The organism is Parapedobacter sp. (genome assembly GCF_035556095.1).
Lineage (GTDB): Bacteria > Bacteroidota > Bacteroidia > Sphingobacteriales > Sphingobacteriaceae > Parapedobacter.
Genome location: NZ_DATMFT010000005.1, coordinates 248,174 through 266,532, shown reverse-complemented (window position 1 = coordinate 266,532; position 18,359 = coordinate 248,174). Strand labels below are relative to the sequence as shown.

Annotated in this window: 18 protein-coding genes and 1 tRNA gene; 15 read left to right on the top strand and 4 right to left on the bottom strand. The window is 47.9% G+C overall.

The genetic code is table 11. The annotated features are described in order from the left end of the window. Positions 1-51: 51 nt before the first annotated feature. From VNQ80_RS03170 to VNQ80_RS03160, 3 genes are read left to right on the top strand one after another with little or no spacing between them, the layout of a single operon-like run. A complete protein-coding gene (locus VNQ80_RS03170) occupies positions 52-873 on the top strand; it encodes a thymidylate synthase (RefSeq protein WP_325635998.1) in 822 nt (273 codons plus the stop codon). Between the two features lie 12 nt (positions 874-885). Beyond that, positions 886-1,380, top strand: coding sequence for a dihydrofolate reductase (locus VNQ80_RS03165; protein WP_325635997.1), 495 nt, complete (start codon positions 886-888; stop codon positions 1,378-1,380). Between the two features lie 34 nt (positions 1,381-1,414). Beyond that, positions 1,415-2,314, top strand: coding sequence for a mechanosensitive ion channel family protein (locus VNQ80_RS03160; RefSeq protein WP_325635996.1), 900 nt, complete (start codon positions 1,415-1,417; stop codon positions 2,312-2,314). On the opposite strand, the gene coaA is transcribed toward VNQ80_RS03160, so the two are convergent. The 3 genes from coaA to VNQ80_RS03145 all read right to left on the bottom strand — a co-directional run bounded on the left by coaA (position 2,311) and on the right by VNQ80_RS03145 (position 4,847). Then, on the bottom strand, positions 2,311-3,267 hold the full coding sequence (coaA, locus tag VNQ80_RS03155) for a type I pantothenate kinase (protein ID WP_325635995.1): 957 nt from the start codon (positions 3,265-3,267) through the stop codon (positions 2,311-2,313). The two genes, VNQ80_RS03160 and coaA, sit on opposite strands and share 4 nt — an antisense overlap. Before the next feature lie 87 nt (positions 3,268-3,354). Further along, entirely contained in the window at positions 3,355-3,723 is a 369-nt protein-coding gene (locus VNQ80_RS03150; protein WP_325635994.1) for a methylglyoxal synthase, read from the bottom strand. A gap of 71 nt (positions 3,724-3,794) precedes the next feature. Next, on the bottom strand, positions 3,795-4,847 hold the full coding sequence (locus VNQ80_RS03145) for a patatin-like phospholipase family protein (RefSeq protein WP_325635993.1): 1,053 nt from the start codon (positions 4,845-4,847) through the stop codon (positions 3,795-3,797). A 436-nt stretch (positions 4,848-5,283) separates the two neighbouring features. Here VNQ80_RS03145 and VNQ80_RS03140 point away from each other — a divergent pair, with 436 nt between their 5' ends. The 8 genes from VNQ80_RS03140 to VNQ80_RS03105 all read left to right on the top strand — a co-directional run bounded on the left by VNQ80_RS03140 (position 5,284) and on the right by VNQ80_RS03105 (position 13,893). Next, the gene (locus tag VNQ80_RS03140) at positions 5,284-6,594 is read left to right on the top strand and encodes an ammonium transporter (protein WP_325635992.1); all 1,311 of its coding nucleotides are present in this window, start codon (positions 5,284-5,286) and stop codon (positions 6,592-6,594) included. A gap of 138 nt (positions 6,595-6,732) precedes the next feature. Beyond that, entirely contained in the window at positions 6,733-7,758 is a 1,026-nt protein-coding gene (locus tag VNQ80_RS03135) for an outer membrane beta-barrel protein (RefSeq protein WP_325635991.1), read from the top strand. A gap of 210 nt (positions 7,759-7,968) precedes the next feature. Continuing rightward, the gene (locus VNQ80_RS03130) at positions 7,969-8,547 is read left to right on the top strand and encodes a hypothetical protein (RefSeq protein ID WP_325635990.1); all 579 of its coding nucleotides are present in this window, start codon (positions 7,969-7,971) and stop codon (positions 8,545-8,547) included. 117 nt (positions 8,548-8,664) lie between these two features. Continuing rightward, entirely contained in the window at positions 8,665-10,557 is a 1,893-nt protein-coding gene (gene htpG, locus VNQ80_RS03125; protein WP_325635989.1) for a molecular chaperone HtpG, read from the top strand. Between the two features lie 64 nt (positions 10,558-10,621). After that, positions 10,622-10,695 (top strand) — tRNA-His (locus VNQ80_RS03120). Positions 10,696-10,880: 185 nt separating this feature from the next. After that, positions 10,881-11,903 (top strand): LLM class flavin-dependent oxidoreductase, encoded by a 1,023-nt coding sequence (locus VNQ80_RS03115; protein WP_325635988.1) that lies wholly within the window; start codon positions 10,881-10,883, stop codon positions 11,901-11,903. 187 nt (positions 11,904-12,090) lie between these two features. After that, positions 12,091-13,086 carry a L,D-transpeptidase gene (locus tag VNQ80_RS03110; protein ID WP_325635987.1) on the top strand — a complete coding sequence of 332 codons (996 nt, stop codon included), beginning with the start codon at positions 12,091-12,093 and terminating at the stop codon, positions 13,084-13,086. Between the two features lie 66 nt (positions 13,087-13,152). Further along, positions 13,153-13,893, top strand: a complete 741-nt coding sequence (locus tag VNQ80_RS03105; RefSeq protein ID WP_325635986.1) for a murein L,D-transpeptidase catalytic domain family protein — start codon at positions 13,153-13,155, stop codon at positions 13,891-13,893. 74 nt (positions 13,894-13,967) lie between these two features. On the opposite strand, the gene VNQ80_RS03100 is transcribed toward VNQ80_RS03105, so the two are convergent. Continuing rightward, positions 13,968-14,513, bottom strand: coding sequence for a dihydrofolate reductase family protein (locus VNQ80_RS03100; RefSeq protein ID WP_325635985.1), 546 nt, complete (start codon positions 14,511-14,513; stop codon positions 13,968-13,970). 201 nt (positions 14,514-14,714) lie between these two features. Here VNQ80_RS03100 and VNQ80_RS03095 point away from each other — a divergent pair, with 201 nt between their 5' ends. The 4 genes from VNQ80_RS03095 to VNQ80_RS03080 all read left to right on the top strand — a co-directional run bounded on the left by VNQ80_RS03095 (position 14,715) and on the right by VNQ80_RS03080 (position 18,157). Then, positions 14,715-15,884 carry a damage-control phosphatase ARMT1 family protein gene (locus VNQ80_RS03095; RefSeq protein ID WP_325635984.1) on the top strand — a complete coding sequence of 390 codons (1,170 nt, stop codon included), beginning with the start codon at positions 14,715-14,717 and terminating at the stop codon, positions 15,882-15,884. Positions 15,885-15,989: 105 nt separating this feature from the next. Continuing rightward, positions 15,990-16,352 carry a hypothetical protein gene (locus VNQ80_RS03090; RefSeq protein ID WP_325635983.1) on the top strand — a complete coding sequence of 121 codons (363 nt, stop codon included), beginning with the start codon at positions 15,990-15,992 and terminating at the stop codon, positions 16,350-16,352. Positions 16,353-16,528: 176 nt separating this feature from the next. Beyond that, positions 16,529-17,245 (top strand): hypothetical protein, encoded by a 717-nt coding sequence (locus tag VNQ80_RS03085; protein WP_325635982.1) that lies wholly within the window; start codon positions 16,529-16,531, stop codon positions 17,243-17,245. A 216-nt stretch (positions 17,246-17,461) separates the two neighbouring features. After that, a complete protein-coding gene (locus VNQ80_RS03080) occupies positions 17,462-18,157 on the top strand; it encodes a hypothetical protein (protein ID WP_325635981.1) in 696 nt (231 codons plus the stop codon). Positions 18,158-18,359: the final 202 nt, after the last annotated feature.

Sequence of the window (18,359 nt, the reverse complement as noted above, 5' to 3'; positions counted from 1 at the left end):
GTAATCGTTACGAATTCCGTATCTTTACCCACTTGAAAGGAAGCAATTAGCATGAAGCAATACCTCGATTTGATGCGCCATGTGTACGAAAGCGGCGTGGAGAAACACGATCGCACAGGTACCGGTACCCGGAGTGTGTTTGGTCATCAGATGCGTTTTGACCTGAAAGCCGGGTTTCCCCTGGTAACAACCAAAAAGGTGCATTTGCGCTCCATCATCCACGAATTGATTTGGTTTTTGCGTGGCGATACCAACATCGCATACCTGAAGGAAAACGGCGTAAGCATCTGGGATGAATGGGCAGACGAGGCTGGAAATCTCGGTCCGGTATACGGGTCGCAATGGCGGTCGTGGCCCACGCCGGGCGGTGGGTATATCGACCAGATCGAAAAGGTGGTGCAGCAGCTCAAAACAAATCCGGATTCCCGCCGCATCATCGTCTCTGCCTGGAATGTCGCCGAAATTGAAAACATGGCGTTACCCCCATGCCATGCATTTTTCCAGTTTTATGTGGCTCCGGCGGACCCCGATAGGGGTCTCTTGAAGCCCCAGCTATCCTGCCAACTCTATCAGCGTAGTGCAGATATTTTCCTCGGTGTACCATTCAATATTGCGTCGTATGCGCTGTTAACCATGATGATGGCTCAGGTATGCGGTATGGAAGCTGCCGATTTCGTGCATACGTTTGGCGATGCGCACTTATATAGCAACCATTTCGAGCAGGTGGAACTCCAGTTGGGCCGCTCGCCGCGCCCCTTGCCAATCATGAAGTTAAATCCGGCGGTAACCGATTTACTCGCCTTCCGGTATGAAGATTTCGAACTTACAGATTATGATCCCTATCCGCGTATCAAAGCACCGGTGGCGGTATAATAGCCCTAAGTTATGGAGCGACCCCTTGTATCGGCCATTGTAGCTGCCGCAGAAAATAACGCCATCGGCAAGGACAATCATTTGCTGTGGCACCTGCCCAACGACTTGCGCTTTTTTAAGCGTACTACGACCGGCCATCCGGTAATCATGGGCAGGAAAACGTATGAGTCGGTCGGCAAGCCGCTCCCCAACCGGCGCAATATCATCGTCACCCGGCAGGCTGCATATGCTGCAGCAGGTGCCGAGGTGGTCCACTCGCTAGCGGCTGCCCTAGACGCGTGCACGGGTGTGCAAGAAGTGTTTGTGGTGGGAGGGGCAGAAATATATCAACAGGCCCTTCCTGTTATTGACCGTATTTACCTTACCCGCGTACATGTAGTACTGCCTGGCGACAGCTTTTTCCCCCAGCTGGATGAAGGCGTTTGGCGGCTGGTTTCGGAGGACCATCACCCGGCGGACGATCGGCATGACTACAGCTACACCTTTGAGATTTACGACCGGCAGTAGGTGGATTTCAAAATCAATTACGTATTTTTAACCCATGACACATGCTTCTGACATCGGAAAGGGACGCCCACTCGGTGGCTGGTTCTTTTTTGCATTCAAGCTGGTGCTATGGACTGCCATAGCTTATTCCTTCGCCGCGGATGCCGACATATATCGGCAGCAACCGCGTTTATCCGGTATTGCTTACGGCGTCAATACATTCCTTACCGGAAGTATCCTCATTGCTATTGGCCGGTTTATACTCATTTCAATTTATCGGCGGCGTAACAAGAAAAACAACCGGGTTCGTGGTAATTATATTCTGGGGATCAACCAGATAGCTACGTTGCTGAATGTCGTGTTCGCTGTTCTCGGGCTGATGATAGCATTCGGCATTAATCCGAAGGAGTTTTTGACGAGCATCACCATTGTTGCCATGGCCATCGCCCTGTTATTCCGCGATTACATTACCAATATGATCAGTGGACTGCTGATTATGTTTTCCGACCAGTTTACCATTGGCGACACGGTGCGTATCGGTGAGCATCAAGGTAAGATCATGGACATTACGTTGGCGAATATCATGGTTAAGAACGACGACGACGATGTGGTGCTAATCCCTAACAACAGCGCATTCACTACCAATATTATCAACCAATCGCTGCAGAATTCTCGGAAATTGACGATCGAATTCGAGCTGCCCTTGGCAAGCTCGCGCCGTAATGATGCCTTGGAAAATGAAATGCGTAATGCGCTGCAGTATTATGGATCTGATATTGTGCAAGGCAGTTTTCAACTGCGGGTGGTTGGTATTGGAAAAGATGCCGTCCAATATAAACTGCAGTTTTCAACCACTAAAAAAGATACCGGCCTGCGTAGAAAGGTCAGAAACGACCTTTATCAGCACATTATCGCATTTGAAACCGGCGAGGCCGTAAACAAGATCGGCGGCTAGACTTTTCTTACTTTTACGCTTTTCACAAAATGGTGGCTACCTTTTTCTAGAATCAGGTCGGCACGGAACCGCGTGGGTAGGATGTTTTTCACCAGATTGGGCTTGTTGATTTCATTCCATATACTGGCTGCGGTTTCGGCACTTTGTTTTTCGTCGAGGTTAGCATACCGATGGAAATAAGAGTCGGCACGCTGGAAGGCTGTCTTGCGGAGCCATTCGAACCGTCTGGTGTACCATTCCTGCAGGTTTTCCGGCGAAGCGTCCACGTAGATCGAATAGTCGAAGAAATCCGATACGAATACGCGTGGGCCGCGGTGCTTTCCTTTTACATTTACCTGGAGCACATTGATGCCTTCTACGATCAGGATGTCGGGTTGCGCCACCCAATGCAATTCATCAGGAATAATGTCGTATACCAAGTGGGAGTATACAGGTGCTGAAACCAGTTCTTTGCCCGATTTGATATCCGACAGGAAACCCAGTAACCGTCGGGTATCGTAGCTTTCGGGAAACCCCTTGCGGTTCAGTATGCCTTTTGATTCCAGATAGCTGTTCGGGTAAAGGAAACCGTCTGTGGTGATCAATTCTACCCGTGGACTTCCCGGTGCGAGCGACAACACCTTTTGCAAAACCCGCGCTGTGGTGCTTTTGCCAGCAGCTACACTTCCGGCGATACCGATAATAAAAGGCAAGCGCTTGGTGTGGTTGTCGAAAAACGAATTGGTGTACCCGTGCAGTTGCCTGTAACTGTTTATGTGGAGCTGTAACAAATGGCTCAGCGGAAAATAGACCTCTTCGATCTCCTGCATCGTCAGCGGCTCATTCAGTGCGTTAAGCTTTCGGATGTCTTCGTCAGCCAGCACATAATTGGGATGCCCGTTGAGCGTTTTCCATGTATCACGCGTGACGTGCCGAAAGGGAGAATATGTGATACCGTTATCCGTTTTGACCATACCGGTGGGGTTGGTTAAGTCGCAAAAATAGTTAAAAAGTGTTTTATTCGAGCACAGGATGGAATAATTCTGGCTTTGCAGCCCGCTTTAACTGAGGCCTTTCAGTATCAATTCAGCCGTGGCTGGATTAGTGGCCAGTGGCACATCATACACATCGCACACACGCATCAGCATCTGGATGTCGGGTTCGTGCGGATGCTTGCCGAGGGGGTCACGGAAGAAAATAATCGCGTCGATTTTTCCCTCGGCTGCCAACGCTGCGATTTGGGCATCACCACCTCTCGGGCCGCTCAGCTTTAACTCCACAGCGAGTCCAGTCTGCAGGATATAGGACCCCGTGGTACCCGTAGCAATAAGTTTCGCGCGGTTCAGTAACGCAAAGTGATCCTTTACAAATGCCACCATTTCCGGTTTTTTTCCATCGTGCGCAATAAGCGCAATTGTTTGTTGTTGCATCAGTTGGTTTTCATTTTTTTTATTTCTCACAAAAAATTTAAACGGGTTGTATTGGGTCTTCAAACGATTCATTATTTGGTCGATAGAAAACGCCAGGGGGCTTTGGGTTGCGAATCGTCTTTCTCTTTCACCAGCCGCACAACAATCTGATTGATTAGTTCGTCGTTTTCGCTTACCATACGGTCGCCCAGTGCGATCAACTTCTGGATGTTGCTGTGGCTAGCCGCGTCAAGTTCTTCCTGGATGCTATGGAGGTTTTTCGGCTCTATCCGTATGTATTGTTGCTCCTTACCTGCCGACCGATACAATTGCTGAAGAAAGAAATCGCTGCTTTCGGCGGCGCCGCTCATCATGATGTCGATTAACGCCGGACCGATGGATACGGCTCGGCTTTTCTTGAAATGTTCGTAGTCGTAGGCTTTCCGCGAACGGCCGGTGCCCAATGATAGGATCCAAATATCATTGATTTTGGTTTGATTAAATGCCTTTGTCACTTCAACCAATGCACTCATCGAGGGGTTGGGGGCGAATACACCGCCATCCAGTAGCGGATAGCGTGTGCCGCTCATCGATCGGATTTCTGCGACACTGAAATAGGTTGGGGCGGCTGAAGTGGCCCGACATACATCGCGAATGTAAAAATCGCGCGGATCACCACGGGTAATTGCTGTTTGCTGCCTAAAGAAGTGTGTCTTTCGAAGTTCAATGTTATAGGCCGTGATGATGCAAGGCCTAAGCAGCTGACTAAGTTTGCATTCACCGAAGTACGATTCCAGCACGTGCTCTAACGTCGTACTCGGGTAACGTTCACTCAATAAGCCGAATTTGGCAATCAGTCGGCGGAAAAAACCGGCCTTGAAGATATCGGTCCCATGTTTCACATAGATGTCTAACGCCTCTTGTGCCGAATATTTTGGGCGCGAAGGGTTCTCTTCATCCGGGCATAACAACAAGCATGTCAAAATGCCACCCGTACTCGTTCCGGCAAAGAAATCAAAATGGTCCACTATCGCCGTGCTGGGATCATTGCTGATACGCTGCAATCGTCGCTCCAAAGCCACCAACAGCATGCCGGGGATAATGCCCCGGATACCACCGCCATCGATCGAAAGGATTTTCTTCATCACTTGCACTTTGCCGGTAAACTTAGATAAAGTTGTTTCGAAATGCAACATATAATTATGTGAAATAAAGCGTAACGGAGTCTTTCTCGTTCAGATCACTTGGATATGAGTTTTTGTTCAACGAATTGCCTATTTAATGCACCAAATTCACTCGGATTATTGTAAAAATAGTTTTAATTTTCTGATTTAAGTCTTGTATATATCAAATTTAAGTGTTTTGAAATATAAAAATCAAATAAATTAATTAAAAACGTGTGTAAAATAATTATATGATTTACATTATATATGTAATTATGAGGTATATTGAATTTAATTATTGTAAAAAATGAATATTTTTTAATAATTGTATTGATTTTATGAAATATTTATACACTTTTGTGATAATAATTGATATTGTTTTACTTTATAATCAGATTTCACATCAAAAAACAAAAGTATGGAGACAAAAAAATCTATTTTTCCATTTCTGATGCTTGTAATTGTAACGTTGCTGGCATTTTTCTTTCCCGCTTTGCCGGCCGATGGAGCGGGGGAGGTTGATGGGTCGGATGTTGCATGGATGCTTACTTCCACGGCGCTCGTACTCATCATGACACCGGGACTCGCATTCTTCTATGGCGGTATGGTCAAAAAGAAGAATGTGATATCCACCATGTTTCAGAGCTTCATTTGTATGGCCGTAATTGCCGTAATCTGGGTAGTGTTCGGTTTCAGTTTGGTATTCGGCGAATCGATGGGCGGCATTATCGGCAATCCCGCCACGTACTTTATGTTTGAAGGTGTGGTAGGTGGCCCGAATTGGCCTGGCGCACCCACCATCCCTTTTGCGTTGTTTGCCATGTATCAGCTGAAGTTTGCCATCATCACCCCAGCGCTGATTACCGGTGCCTTTGCAGAGCGCATCCGGTTTAAATCGTACGTGCTGTTCCTTGTGCTGTTCTTCGTATTCATCTACGCTCCGTTGGCACACGCCACTTGGCATCCTGATGGGTTATTGGCTGGTATGGGGGTACTCGACTTCGCGGGGGGCACAGTTGTACACATGTCTGCTGGCGTTACGGCATTGGCATCTGCTCTATATCTCAAACAGGGCAACGGCTCAAGTGGTTCGAATCCTGCACGGGTTACCTATGTGATGCTCGGCACGGGATTGCTTTGGTTCGGCTGGTTTGGGTTTAATGCCGGGTCTGCATTCGGGGCAAACGGGTTGGCGGCTTCGGCGTTAGCTACTACCAGTACGGCATCGGGCGCAGCGGCACTCGCTTGGATTTTCTTCGACGCCGCGCGGGGCAAGAAACCGACAGCAATAGGTATTTGTATCGGCGTAGTGGTGGGTCTGGTGGCTATCACGCCGGCAGCGGGGTTTGTTACCGTTAGCCATTCATTGATTATCGGCGTTGTTGCCTCGGTCATCAGTCGGCTTGTGGTCGAATGGCGTACACGCTCACGAGTAGACGATACGCTGGATGTTTTTCCAAGTCACGGCGTAGGCGGGATGGTCGGTATGATCCTCACCGGCGTTTTTGCTACCCACACCATCAACGAGGCGGTTACGACTGACGGGTTGTTTTTTGGCCAAACGGGATTGTTCGTAGCCCATTTACTCGGGTTGATAGCGGCAGTAGCCTTTACCTTTATTATGGCTTTCGTGCTGTTGAAGGCGACTGATATGGTGAGCAAACTCCGTGTTTCCGTTGCAGAAGAGGAGCAAGGGCTTGACATCACCCAACACGGCGAAAGCCTTTAACTTATGATCAATAACGGCTGAACGGGAATAGCGATGGTCTAAGCCATACGCTACCCCAATTTCAACCGATGGTTTAACTGCTTTACTTAAGATGGCCTCGAAACTATGCTTAAGACAAAGCGAGCTATTTATACAAAGATGAAAAAAATTTTTATTGCGGGAAGTCTATTGTTATCCGGCTTTCTCACCTACGGACAGGATGGCGATTTGACAATTTCCGGTTCAGTCGATGCCTATTACAAATACGATTTTTCAGGATATAAGGATGGAGACGGTCTTGGTAATATCCCTACTTCATTTGCCAATGAGCAGAATTCGGTTTCGCTGGGTATGGTTAATTTAATAGTAGGTAAAACGGTGGGTAAAGCGTCTTTTGTGGGTGATGTTTCGTTCGGTCCACGTGGCGGCTATCAATCGTTGCTAAACGGGGGGGATGGCAATTCGTTCCATATCCAGAACCTTCACATGAGTTATGCATTTACCGAAAAGTTCTCCATGACAGCGGGCTTTATGGGCACATTTGTAGGCTACGAGATTATCTCGCCTACCGGAAACTTCAACTATTCCACATCGTACTTGTTCTCTGCGGGCCCATTCCAAAACGCTGGGATTAAAGCGGAATATGCGTTTTCCGATAAAGTTGGCCTGATGGTGGGATTATTCAACGATTGGAACGCCTATCAGGATTTCGATGGTGTATCCGATTTCGGTGCACAGCTATCGCTCAGCCCGGTGGATGGCTGGGATGCCTACATCAATTTCCTGACCGGGAGCACGGGCACCATCGTTGACCTCACCACCACCTACCAAGTGACCGATGCATTCACGGTCGGATTGAATGCGGCCGACTTCTCCGATGCAAGTGATGCAGATGGCGGGTACTCGGGAGGTGCGTTGTACCTCCAATACGGATTTTCAGACGCATTTGCATTAGGTGCAAGGGGCGAATATTATACGGAAAAGGACGCTGGCTGGGCCTTTGTTCCCGGTGGCGAGTCGGTTGTCGGACTTACCTTATCGGCCAATGTGAAGGCCGGTCCGTTGACGATGATTCCCGAATTCCGGTTAGACAATGGCTCTACAGAACTATTCTATAAAAACATGGAGATGGACCCGACGAAAAGCGCGTCACAATTCTCTTTAGCTTTGGTTTACGCGTTCTAGGGGCTCGCCCCTGGATTTGCTGCGCACGTGGATGAATGACCTAACAGGTTTAAAAACCTGTTAGGTTTTTTGCGTGTAGCGGTTGTGTTGATTATAAGCTTGTAAAATTTCCTTGATAATAACAACTAGTTGACTGCCGATTATTATCTTCACGGCTATGGGTTATTGAAGGAGATGACCCCTAAGTTAAACAATATAAAAGTTAGCATTATGATTAATTTAACAATCATGTTTGTGGCGGGTATGGTCATTGGCCACGGAAGCCCGGTGAAAGACGATGTCGGCGTAGACGCCGGACAGTTTATGGTAGACGAGCGCGGAAAACTCGTAGTGTATAAATCTGATGCGTTAGCAAGCGATGCCAATTTTATCACGATGCGGGAGCAATTGACAACGTTCCTGCTCACCAAAGGAAATGAAATCACCCGCACGACAGCAGCACGCTTGGAAAGCACGGGCAGTGTCCCGATGGAAAAACATGCGGGCATAGGTAACTATGTTGCAGGAGAAATTCATTACACCCTTGTATTGGAAAACAACGCGGGTGAAATAAATTATTGGTTTACCGATCTTCGTTACCAACCGTACCGCAATGATCGTTTTGGTAAACGGGCCAGAGCAACGGCAACCCCCATTCCGTTGGAAAAGAAGTTCAGCAAGATGAACGAACAGGTATGGAAGAAACAGAAGAACTATGCCTATGACGCGATCGAAGCACTGGCCGATGACGTGCTGGGGCAGCTTGAGACCGCGGGGAAGACTAAAGTGGTAACCACCGCCATGGATTAATCGACCCTTTTTGCCATTATGTCCTGCCATCCTGACGTTAATGCGCTCTTGGAACGTATATTGTTAATATCGCGGCGTTAGTTAGTAATTACGATTTATTCCAATAGTTAGTTATATATGAAAAAGGAAAAAGGCAACATATCCATCCACACCGAGAACATCTTTCCGGTGATCAAAAAATTCCTGTATTCCGATAATGAGATTTTCCTGCGGGAATTGGTCTCCAACGCTGTCGACGCCACCCAAAAGATTAAGCGGTTGGCATCTCTAGGCCAGTATAAAGGCGAGCTGGGCGACGTAACCATTGACGTGGCATTTGACGAAAAAGCCAAAACAATCACGATATCAGACCGCGGTATTGGGATGACGGGTGAGGAAGTGAAGAAATACATCAACCAGATTGCGTTTTCGGGTGCTACCGAGTTCGTTGAGAAATTCAAAGAGGCTAAAGATGCCAACGAGATCATCGGTCGTTTCGGTCTTGGTTTTTATTCGGCATTCATGGTGTCCGACAAAGTGGAAATCCAAACGCTTTCTTACCAAGAGGGCGCTGAGCCGGCGCGTTGGGTTTGCGATGGCAGCACCTCGTATGAACTTTCTAAGGGCACGCGCACCGAGCGTGGAACGGATATCATCCTGCACATCAACAAAGACTCCGAAGAGTTCCTCGACAAGAACAAACTGCAGGATATCCTCGAAAAGTATGGCAAATTCTTGCCGGTACCCATCCGCTTCGGTACGCGTACCACCAGCGAGCCTGATGGTGAAGATGAGGAGGGTAAGCCCAAGTACAAGTCGGTTGAGGTCGATAACATCATCAATAATACCAATCCGGCCTGGACAAAATCACCCTCGGAATTGAAAGATGAAGATTACTTGGCCTTTTATCGTGAGCTGTATCCATATTCCCTCGATGAGCCCCTATTTTGGATACATCTTAACGTCGACTATCCATTTAACCTTACTGGCATTCTGTACTTCCCCAAACTTAAAGAGAACTTCGAGGTACAGAAAAACAAAATCAAGCTTTATTCCCGTCAGGTCTTTATCACCGACGAGGTGAAAGATATTGTCCCCGAGTTTCTGATGCTGCTACATGGTGTCATCGACTCGCCGGATATTCCGCTAAACGTGTCGCGTAGCTTCTTGCAGGCCGATAGCAATGTCAAGAAAATCAATGCCCACATCACGAAGAAGGTGGCTGACAAACTCGCCGAATTATACCGGGGAGACCGCAAGGGGTTTGAGGAAAAATGGAAGGACATCAGTCTTTTCGTTAAATACGGGATGTTAAGTGATGATAAGTTCGCTGAGAAGGCAAACGATTTCTGTTTGGTGAAAAACACCGACGGCGACCTTTACACGCTCAAGGAATACGCCGAAAAGGTCAAAGATATCCAGCAGGATAAAGACGGCAATGTGGTTTACCTATACACCAACGATGCGGGACAGCAAGATGGATACATCACCACTGCCAAAGATCGAGGATATGACGTGTTGCTGATGGATTCGCCCATCGATAGCCACTTTGTGGCCTACTTAGAGCAAAAGGCCGAAAAAACACAGCTTAAGCGGGTAGATGCCGATATTATTGATAAATTGATCCAAAAGGATGATGCCCGGGAATTGCAACTGAGCGAGGAAGAAAGCAAAACGGTAATATCCCTTTTCGAGAAAGCCATCAGCCGCGATAATATGAAGGTTGAAGTGGAAGCATTAGGTGAGCAGGAACTGCCGGTTACCGTTACGATCGACGAGTTTATGCGACGGATGAAAGACATGGCCCAAACCGGGGGTGGTATGAGTTTCTATGGGTCGATGCCCGATAATTATAAAGTGACCGTGAACGGCAACCATCCGTTGATCAAGCGGGTCCTTTCGTCAGCAAACGAAGACGAGCAGCATCAGCTTGCTAAGCAAGCCTTTGATTTAGCATTGCTTTCACGAGGATTGCTTACGGGAAATGAGTTGACGAATTTCGTGAAGCGGAGCGTGAGTTTAATCGGTTAATTGTTTTTTTTAAAACTGTTGTTGGATTGTGGTTTAATTGTTACTTTTGCAATCCAATAACACGGTAGGTATAGCTCAGTTGGTTAGAGCGCCTGATTGTGGTTCAGGAGGTCGTCGGTTCGAGCCCGATTACTTACCCACTTAGTAATTAAAGCACTTACATTCGTAGGTGCTTTTTTTGTGCCCAGCGGCCGATCTTTTCCGATCATTGCCAATGCGCCGCCGGCAGTTATTCCCCGTTTGAACAACAGCCATCCACCATCCTTCACTGTTCCCCGGTATATGCACACGATGCGGATAATCGTTATCTTTGTAAGCAAGCTATGAAGAAAATAGGATTTTTATCATTTGGGCATTGGTCTGATCATCCGTCTTACCGTACCCGGACAGCCAGTGATACCTTGCTTCAGTCCATTGATCTGGCTGTTGCTGCGGAAGAAATCGGTTTGGATGGGGCATATTTCCGGGTACACCATTTCGCGGCCCAACTGGCTTCACCGTTTCCGTTACTGTCGGCTATCGGTGCAAAAACAAGCAAAATAGAAATAGGGACTGGGGTGATCGATATGCGTTATGAAAACCCGCTGTATATGGTCGAAGATGCAGGGGCGGCTGATTTAATTTCAGCCGGTCGGTTGCAATTAGGCATTAGCAGGGGCTCGCCGGAACAGGTGATCGATGGTTGGCGTTATTTTGGTTATGAACCGGCAGAAGGGGAAACCGATGCCGATATGGGACGCCGTAAAGCGTTGGAATTCCTAGCGCGACTCAACGGTGTTGGATTCGCCAAACCTAATCCGAATCCAATGTTTCCGAATCCTCCGGGCCTGTTGCGCCTGGAGCCCCATTCGGATGGATTACGGGATCGTATCTGGTGGGGGGCCGCATCCAATGCCACGGCTGTCTGGGCTGCGGAAAACGGTATGAACTTACAGAGCTCCACCTTGAAATACGACGAAAGCGGTAAGCCTTTCCATGTGCAGCAGGCCGAGCAAATCAGGCTTTATAAAGAAGCGTGGAAAAAGGCCGGGCATCAGCGCGAACCCAGGGTTTCGGTAAGCCGGTCGATCTTTGCATTAGTAACCGAGCAAGACCATTACTATTTCGGGCAGGAAGCTAATCGGATCGATAAAATCGGTATCATTGAAAATAATAAACGGACTATTTTCGGCAGAAGCTACGCAGCTGAGCCGGATCAACTCATCAAAGAACTGGCCCAAGATGAAGCGATTCGGGAAGCAGACACCCTACTGCTTACCATACCTAATACGTTGGGGGTTGATTATAACGTACATGTGCTGTCCTCCATTCTGAATCATATCGCACCCGGATTGGGTTGGCGTTAACATCTTAACACATCACACTTGAAAAGTGACGTAAGTGCCATTAATATGGCGTCGTTGAGCAGTTTAGGTAGCGCGGCTGTACCATAAAAATGCCGGCCCATCTGTGAATGATTACGTGTAAAATCAAACAACCGGCGGCCATAATTGTCTTTATAGAAGAAAGATATTACATTAAACCGTTAATTGCATGAGGATATTATTGTATACCAATTATTTACTTGTCGTAGGGTTGTTTTTTTCATGTGGTGAGCGTAAGACACCCAATGATACGGAGCGGAATGAGCCGGAAGCCATGGAGCGACCCCGCCTTACGGCAGACCAAATCGAGCTGACTAAAGACTTTTCCTATAACGAGTATACCCTGGAAGATCAATATGCGTATGAAGACACCATACGTGTATTCCAATGGGATAAAATCAAGGAGCAGTTAGCCATCATAGAGAATTTTCAACAGGATCATAAACGGTATGCGGTACTGCAAAACTATAACAACAGCAACGGCGAGGCACCCGAAGTGGCCAATGCTGTAACAGATGACCATGATCGACTTGCCGATACGTTGGGAACCCAGCGGTATCAATCTGTACCGATGTATGCGCCCGGACATGGCGACGTCCCCTTGATTTATGGACGCGACGGTTCGCCTGTCGAACTGCTGGGCGACGATACGACGGCCTTGGTAACAGTGGCTGGGCCGTCATTCGAGGGCCGTTGGGAAGTGCCAAGGAAGTATGTCAAAAAGCTGGATGACAGTGTCGTGTTCAATCATGTGGTAATTGTAGACGTCACCAACCAAAACATCGCAACGCTCGAACGCTCAAGTGAAGGGGCCTGGCGGATACGCAGCATGAATCCGGCGACATCCGGCAAGCACGACCCTCCATATGCGATGGAAACACCATTGGGTATCTTTGTGGTCCAAGAGAAAAAACCCAAAATGCTGTATACGGAAGATGGTAGCGAAGTCATCAAAGGTTATGCACCACATGCCAGCCGCTTTTCGAATGGCGGTTACGTGCATGGCGTTCCCACAGACGATCCGGACGGCGAAATCATCGAACATAGCCCTACGCTAGGCACGGTGCCTCGGTCGCATATGTGCGTACGCACGGCAACTTCGCACGCCAAATTCATATACGATTGGGCCGAAACGCTACATGCATTGGTTGTTGTGATTGAATGACATTCATTTAACACATTGGTTTCCATATTATTGTTACCTTTGCATCCGAAGGAAAGAAAAGTGCGTATGAAGAAGTTATTCCTAGGGGCAATGGTTGCGTTGTTGGCAGCCCTTGCGTTCCAGCCTCTACGTGTTGAGAAAATGGAACCGGCTAAATCAAGAGATTCCATGATTTCGGTGCAGCCGAGGATGTCCGAAACACAGCGGCTCTACGACCGCCTCAATCTTCAAGCTATACTTAAGTATGAGGTATTTGAACAAGCGATGGTTGGCTATTCAACAATCCCTGCCAAGAATAAGGATCTGCTTACCGTGATTGACTTTACCCTGCCGTCTACCGAGAAACGCATGTACGTGCTGGATATGAAACACAAGGAGCTGTTATTTCACACCATCGTATCACATGGCCGGAATAGCGGCGGTAATTATGCGACCAAATTTTCCAATACTCATGGGTCTTTACAAAGCTCATTGGGATTTTACCTTACCGATGTGACCTATCAAGGAGCCAACGGCTATTCCCTGCGATTGGTAGGGCAGGAGCCCGGCATCAACGACCAAGCCATGGCCCGGGCGATTGTTATCCACGGGGCCGACTATTGCAGTGAAGATGTCATCCGCACTACCGGGCGGCTAGGGAGAAGTTACGGTTGCCCGGCATTGCCCCGCGCGCTAAACAAACCGATCATTGATGCCATAAAGGGTGAATCGCTGCTATTTATCTATGGGGATAGCGATGATTATCTGGCGAACAGCGCCATTCTGAATGACGCCGCGGCGTCTAAGACATTATTGGCCCAGTTTTAAAACAGATACTGCTTGCGTCCCGCAGGGATCTCGTATGGTGCGTGCAAGAAACCCGATTAAAAGATAGGGAATAACTAGCTCCGATACCTTAGTACCACCCCACCGGTGGCCAATTGCTGGGTATCGATGAGGGTTAAGTTTTCGTAAGCTATTCCGCGTTTGAAAAGCGGCTGCCCACTACCCAATATCACCGGGGCGATTCCGATCCGGTATTCATCGAATAGCTGACTATTTATAAATGTTTCAGAAAGGTTCGCACTGCCGAACACATACATATCGCCATTGCCTTCCGTTTTCCGTTTGGAGATTTCGACGGTAGCGTCCGTCGTGATCAGGGTCGTGTTGTTCCACTGGGCCGATGTCAATGTTCGAGAGAAAACAAGCTTGGGTATTTCATTCATCAAATCGGCAATTTCGCCGGTTGCATTTTTCCAGTATGCCGCCATGCCTTCGTAAGTTATCCGGCCAAAAACAAGGAAATCCGCTGCGTGTAATTGCTCGATACTTAATTGCTCAAGTTCTTTGCCCCATACCACCTCGTGGAACGACAAGTCCCAGTGCTCATCACCCTCGAAGTAACCATCGAGCGTCATAATATTCCACATAATCAACTTTCTCATAGCGTGTGGTTTTATTTAATCCATTAATTGAGCATGCTAAGTTCGACAGTTATTTCAACAAATTCGATGGTGAAAACAGACAAATGCTGGGGCGTAAACAGACAAGTATAGGGTAGTACATTATAATTAATCAACAAATTTATTTATCAGCGGGTTTTTGGTAGGTTTGTGGGTCAACAGACACGATAGGAATTATAGTTGATGGAATCAAATTTGCCCCGCCCCATATCAGCCGCAAACAGTCCCTTTGCGGCGTTCACATTCGACGTTCGCTTTCCGTTTATCATCAACCAGCTCAAAGCCAGCAATCCACTCTCATCAAGCCAGCAGACAGCGCTTGACAACCTGCTGAAGGAAATAGCGGAAGGTGTAGTGCCATCGGAAGGCACCGTGTTTTATACCGAAGACCAAGCATATTGGAAAACATTTCTTGCCGAGCACGCTGGAAAAAGATATACCGAAGTGCCTTTTTACGAAGCGGAAGCCTATATATACTACCGCATCATCCAGATTGTGGACTATAAAAACAGCGGTTTGGATCCGTTTTACAACTTGAAAGCGAACAGCCTCAAGCATCATCTCCACTTTGCATCGGCGATGGCAAGCCAGTACATACAACAGCCGCCTGTTTTTACTGCATCGTATTTCACCTCGTTAATACACGCTGCCCTGTGGGGGAATAGCGCCGACTTGAGCCAGCTGGAAACCAACGACGTACTGGTAGATCCAGCACTTCGGAACAACCTGGTTATCGACGACTCAGCCGCGCTGTATGAATTGATAACTTCAGCACCTGCCCGAGAAGTGAATTTCATTGCGGATAATGCCGGACTCGAACTGCTTTCCGATTTTTTCCTGATCGACTATTTGTTGACCACCGGACAGGTGTCGCGCGTCAATCTGCACCTCAAAGCATACCCCACATTTGTCTCCGATGCAACCATTCCCGATGTAGTCGGCCACTTGGAGATTTTACGCGGCTCCCAGTCCGAACCGCTAGCGTACTTGGTCGACGGGCTGGAAAACCATCTCGATAGCGGTAAACTTCAGCTGTTGAGCCATCCGTTTTGGAATAGCCCATGCCACTTTACAAAGCTACCCCCAGTAATTACGAGGGGCTTCAGCAATAACTCCGTACTGATTTTTAAAGGAGATGCCAATTACAGAAGACTGTTTGAAGACCGAGAGTGGCCATACACCACGCCAGTCGAACAGCTATTGGGTTACTTGAACCATCCTTGTTTTTCCATCCGTACACTCAAATCGGAGATTGTTCTCGGGCTAAGTGAGCATAAGCTAAGCCGCATGTTCGAAGCTGATCAAAACTGGCTCACCAATGGAAAATATGGGCTGATTATGGGGAATTTATAGACGTACTATCCAATCGGTACGGTACGCGTTTCTTCACCTTCAACTCGAAATTCCAGTTTCGGTCTTGCAAATCCAAAATTAAATAAGCAACTTTGTTGCAAAATCATGGTAAAGCGCAAAACACGTTTCGGAATGCTCGGCCAGGTCATCATCCTGGTCATGGCCACGTTGGTCATAAGCGTGCCGGTTATGCGTGCGGCTCATAGCCATACGGACATCCACGAGCTTAGCTTATGCGAAGACCATCACCACGGCGACAAACAGAAGCCGGGTAGTCATGGCACTACGTGCCCCCAATGTGAGTTTTACTCCCATTTTGTTCCGGTTGGTGCCGGTGCAGTGCCCGTATTTGCCTTCGATAACCCCATGGTACCCGTACCCTTACTTTTCGGAGAGGCAGGAAATCATATGCCCTGTAAGGGCAAACTCCAATGTTTTACTAACAAAGACCCACCACGCCGTAGCTGAACGACGGTTTATCCCTGTTTTATCTATTATTAACATCGATTTTACGCAATCGACACAAATTGCATACTGTGTATATCGTTGTCTGCTGTCTTGACGGATCGCAGCCACCCCTATATACGGCCGGAGTCGATCTGATTATTTTTATTACGCACAAGTTTTGCTAAACTTTAAAAATCATGGCATTCTCAGCACCGGTTCTACGGAGCATATACGGATTATTGGCCTATTCGCTCGTTTTCTTCCTATTATGTGCCGCTTGCCACCAGGGGCACCACGGCGTGTCGAATTTGCAGGTAGGCAACGGCGGCAATCAAAATATCTTCTTGGGGGAGGCACTACCGGTAACGGCCCACATTGCCACCGATGCGCCGATTGTCCGAGTCGACGTGTCGATACGGCCCGTTTCTGGCGAAGGCTGGACATTGAGCAACGAATATACCGAAGGGCTCGACGGAAAGATGCATGTTCAATTCGAGACGATTATCGTGGTCCCCGATACGGTGGGAACGGGCGACTACATGCTGAAGCTGCGTGTCATCGATAAGGCAGAATGTATCTCCGAAGATTCCATACAGTTTAATCTGACCATCGACAATACCATACCGCAAGCCTCGGCGTTGGATGTGGGCATCAACGCGGCGGGCAATGATTTGCACCTGGAGACTGAGCTAAGCGCACCCCTTGGCATTGCTGCGGTGGTGGTGGAAATCAAGGGGGATACCTGGAGAGAAACATTCGCGTTTTCGGGCAAGGAATTAGTTGGCCAACTGACCCATCGTTTCCATGAACATATCGAGGTTACAGAAGCCCCAAAAGGATCCTACAGCGTACAGTTGGTGGTGGAAGACAGGAAGGGTCGGCAGACACGTACAACGGGGGTTTTCACAAAATAATTCTTCATCAAATTTCACATACAGACAAAAAATTAAATGGCCTCACGGCCAGTACACAGTGTCGGTTTCCTGTAAAACGATACCAACACGGCATTGTTAAACCGTCCATACGACCTATAGTCGTCCATGATATAGGCAATGACAAATGGCTATATAATAACAAGTTGATAAAAACACAACAATTAATTAAATAACAACAGTCAAATTTCAATGAACATGAGAAAAAACAGATTTGCAGCATTCGTCTTGGTAGGCTTTACCGTTTTTTCACTCACATCTTGCAACAAAGACGGCGACGAACCGATTAAGGAGGGTATTATGCGGGCGGAGCTTATCCTGACGGAACTGAGCGGCGAGGCTACGGAAGCCCATGGCGACCATTTCCACGGACTGGACGGCGCCACGGAAGGGGAGTCCATCATCGTAAAATTTGATGAAAAGGGCACAGCTACGTCCAACGGCCACCTCCATCTCGAAGCGGACGCGATCTACAAGATTCAATTGAAAGCCTGGGATCACACGGACAAGGAAGTGCAGAATGATTTCATCGCTAGTAAAGCGGTTGCTGACACGTACAAAGCGTTCCTGATCGGTGGCGATTTTATTTTAAACCCCGATTCGGATGATGAGAGCGGCGCGATTTTTCAGCCTCGTGAACAGACTTACGGCGACGGTACGGCTGTAGACGGTAAATTCGAGACTACGGGTATCCTGAGTTACTTCACCGTGGGCCACGACAATGAGGGAGCCACCAAAAAAGTTGCTTATGTGTTGCGGGAACTGGATCCCGGTGTAAAGGCAAAAATTGAACGGACCGATTGGAACCGCAGCGATTATGCGACGCAGTTCCCCGGCGAGAATGTACTTGAATTAAAATTTGAAATCCATGCCGAGGAAGGGCATCATCATTAATTAACAGCGTATTTGTTTTGTGTGTGGGACGGCGGCCGGGCAACCGGTCTGCCGTCCTTTTGGCCGATCGAATATGATACCACCTTTACGGCGAGCGCCATTACCTGCGTATTCTAGATTGGTTCGGTCGGATTGTTGGGGAAACGCCGTCAATAATTATCGACCAACCAGAAAAGGTGAAGTGAAAGCAACAATATAAGGG